The 3,279-nt window shown below is 72.0% G+C and carries 3 protein-coding genes and 1 pseudogene; all 4 read right to left on the bottom strand.

All coding sequences use genetic code 11. The features are described 5' to 3' along the window. Positions 1–96 precede the first annotated feature (96 nt). Positions 97–762: an LAETG motif-containing sortase-dependent surface protein gene (locus FGF04_RS38560; RefSeq protein WP_235882738.1), complete on the bottom strand. Its 666-nt coding sequence runs from the start codon at positions 760–762 to the stop codon at positions 97–99. 173 nt (positions 763–935) lie between these two features. Next, a complete protein-coding gene (locus FGF04_RS38555) occupies positions 936–2,060 on the bottom strand; it encodes an LOG family protein (RefSeq protein ID WP_149516049.1) in 1,125 nt (374 codons plus the stop codon). A 50-nt stretch (positions 2,061–2,110) separates the two neighbouring features. Beyond that, positions 2,111–2,518, bottom strand: coding sequence for a VOC family protein (locus FGF04_RS38550; protein ID WP_149516048.1), 408 nt, complete (start codon positions 2,516–2,518; stop codon positions 2,111–2,113). 153 nt (positions 2,519–2,671) lie between these two features. Continuing rightward, positions 2,672–3,279, bottom strand: a pseudogene (locus FGF04_RS38545) (hypothetical protein); the annotation flags it as partial.

Raw genomic sequence — 3,279 nt, 5'->3', positions numbered from 1 at the left:
CCCCTACGGGGCGCAGGTCCCCGCGCCCCTGTGGGACGCGCTGTGGCCCGCCCCCTTGGGAGGGGACGGGCCACAGACGGTGTAACTGGGGTGGGGTCAGCGGTTGTTCGCCGCGCCCCGGCGGCGCAGGGCGAACATCACGCCGGCGCCGGCCGCCACGAGCGCGGCCGCTATGCCCGCGATCGCACCGGTGTTGGAGCTGGAACCGGTCTCGGCCAGGTTGGAGTCACCGGCGGGCGAGGGGGTGTTGTCCCCGGTCTCGGCCGCGGGGGTGCTCTCCGACTCCGACGGCTCCGGGGACTCCTCGGCCGGCTTCGACGGCTTCGAGGGCTCCGCGGGCTTGGAGGGCTCCTCCGAGGGCGACGGGGTCGCCGGCGGGGTGGACTCCTCCGACGGGGCGCAGGCCTCGTCCGGGGTGACGAGGTTCGGCTTGATGTCCTCGTTGACCTGGTTGCCGGCCTTGACGTGGACGCGGTACGTCGCCTTCGGCTTCCAGTCCTCGGAGAAGTCGATGGTCACGCCTTCGCGCGTGCCCTCGACGACCTGCTCGCCGACGAGCTTCGCGTCGGCGCCGTTCGACTGGAGGTAGACGGAGACCGTGGCCTTGACGCCCGACGGGTCCTTGTCGGTGACGCTGATGACGCCCTTGGTGCCGTCGCACTTGGCGACGGCCGAGAACTCACTGATGTTGCAGGCGAGCGCGTTGCCGGCCAGGCCGAGCGTGAGCGCGGCCGCGCCGGAGGCAACTCCGAGAATGCGCACGGAACGTGCGGTACGTCGAGATATGGACACGATTGCCCTTCACGGGATGCACAAAAACGAGGGGGGTGGCGGGAGGTTGCTCTGAATCAGCAATCCCAGACGCCTCACAGGTTTATTGGGCGCCGTCTCCGGTTGTCAATCCATGTGTCCGTCTTGACCCTTGGCTTTAGGTTTCATTTACGTGACAGGCGGTCCAGGGCCTCCGGAACGTCCTCGATCCGGTCCACCAGTGTGATGCGGGACTCCATCGACCGGTCCCGGGCGAGGGCCTGCAGGAGCGGCCAGGCAGGCAGGCGCTCCGTCCAGTGCGCGCGGTCCACCAGGACCATGGGGGTGGGTTCGCCGCGCGACTCGTAGTAGTTGGGGGTCGCGTTGTCGAAGACCTCCTGGACCGTGCCGGCGGCGCCGGGCAGGAAGACCACGCCCGCGTTCGAGCGGGCCAGCAGGCCGTCCTCGCGGGTGGCGTTGGCGAAGTACTTGGCTATGTGCGAGGCGAAGGCGTTCGGCGGCTCGTGCCCGTAGAACCAGGTGGGGATGCCCACCGAGGTGTTGCCCCGCGGCCAGCGCTCGCGCACCTCGAAGGCGCCGCGCGCCCAGTCCGTCACCGACGGCACGAACGAGGGTGCCTTGGCGAGGAGTTCGCACGCCTCGTCCAGCATGCCGTCGCGGTACGGGGCCGCGTACGCGCCGAGGTTCGCCGCCTCCATCGCGCCGGGGCCGCCGCCGGTCGCGACCGTGAACCCGGCGCGGGCCAGGGCGCGGCCGAGCCGGGCCGCGCCGTCGTACGCCTCCGTGCCGCGCGCCATGGCGTGGCCGCCCATCACGCCCACCACGCGCGCCCCGCGCAGGAGTTCGTCGAGGGCGTCCGAGACGGAGTCGTCGTGGACGGAGCGCAGCATCGACGCGTAGATGTCGCCGTCGGCCCTGGTCCGCCGGAACCAGTCGTACGCGAGGGCGTCCGGGGTCGCCTCGTACCCCTGGTCCAGGGAGGCGAACAGCTCGTCGGGGGTGTAGAGGAGGCCGCGGTACGGGTCGAACGGCACGTCGGGCAGGGGCGGGAAGACGAGGGCGCCGTCGGCGCGGATCTTGGCCGCCGCGTTCTCCCGCATGGGGCAGCCCAGGAAGACGGCCCCCGCGGTGTCGCTGGCGAGCAGTTCTCTCGTACGGTCCGTCAGATCGACTGCCTGGACGCGGAATCCGGCGAGGGTGCCGCGGGCCGAGACGGTCGCGTCGAACTCCTCCAGCGACTCGATCTCGCGGTCGCCGTGGTGGGCCACATGGGCGGGGCTGGTCTGCACCCGCCCATGTAAGCACGGCCCGCCCGGGCGCGGACGGGCCGTGCGGGCGTTCAGCCCTGGACGGCCGCCGGGTCCATCCACATGATCTCCCAGGTGTGGCCGTCCGGGTCGTCGAAGGCGCGCCCGTACATGAAGCCGTGGTCCTGGGTCTCGCCACTGGCCGAACCGCCCGCCGCGATCGCGCTGTCGACCAGCTGGTCCACCTTCTCGCGGCTCTCGGCGCTCAGGCACAGGAGGACCTCGCTGGTCTTCGTCGAGTCCGCGATCTCCTTCTTGGTGAAGTCCGCGTAGCGCTGCTTGTTCAGCAGCATGGCGACGATCGTGTCGCTGATGACCACGGAGGCGCAGTTCTCGTCCGAGAACTGCGCGTTGATGGTGTAGCCGATCTCCGTGAAGAACTTCTTCGAGACCTCCACGTCGTTCACGGCCAGATTCACGAAGATCATCTGCTGGTACATGTCGGGTCCTCCGTCGGGGCGCTTCGCGGTGCGTTGCCGTTCGGAGGTGTGGACCGGGGGGCGTGCGGAAAGTCATCGGTCCGCGCGCACTTTCCTCCGCGCGCGGGGCGATGACTCTTCGCGCGTCCTTCGGCGGGTCGCTCAGCAGACCGCTCAGCGGGCCAGCGGCAGGGCCGCGAGCTGCGCGATCACCCAGGTCAGCGGGGCGAGGACGACCAGCAGGGCGCCGGCACGCAGGGCCGCCGCGGTACGCAGCGGACCGGCGGGCGCGCCGATCCGCAGCAGGGCCTGCGTGACGCCGGCGCGCGCGTTCCTCGCCTCGGCCGCGGTGGTCAGGAGCGTCGCCACGGCGCATCCGGCGACCAGCAGCGCGCCGAGCGCGGTGAGGGGGCCGATGCCGGAGCGGGTGCCGGCGGGCAGCACGGTCATGGCATACGCGCCCGACGCCACCGCGCACACCACGCCGAGCGGGCGGCCGATACGGGTCGCCTCCTCCATGAGCACGCGCCCGGCGAGCAGCCGCAGGGCTCCCGGCCGTACCGCCTGGAGCAGCCTGCCGCTGAGATGCGTGAGCGCCGGGCCGGCGAGCGCCAGCCCGATCGCGGTGAGCACCCAGCCGACGAGCACCCCGAGGCTCCCGCCGGTGAACCCGCCGGGCAGCGCGGGTCCGCTCTCCGCGGCCCCGGTACGCGCGGCGTACGCCGTCTCCACGGCGATCCCGAGCGCGAGCACGGCGGCCCCCCAGGGCAGACCGTCGGGGG

The organism is Streptomyces apricus (genome assembly GCF_008369065.1).
Taxonomy (GTDB): domain Bacteria; phylum Actinomycetota; class Actinomycetes; order Streptomycetales; family Streptomycetaceae; genus Streptomyces; species Streptomyces apricus.
Note: the sequence above shows the minus strand (reverse complement) of the source record. Positions and strands in the feature narration are given on the sequence as shown.

What these genes read in the sequence shown, in the direction of transcription:
- FGF04_RS38550 (WP_149516048.1), bottom strand. Translation starts at nt 2,518, where the DNA reads ATGTACCAGCAGATGATCTTCGTGAATCTGGCCGTGAACGACGTGGAG.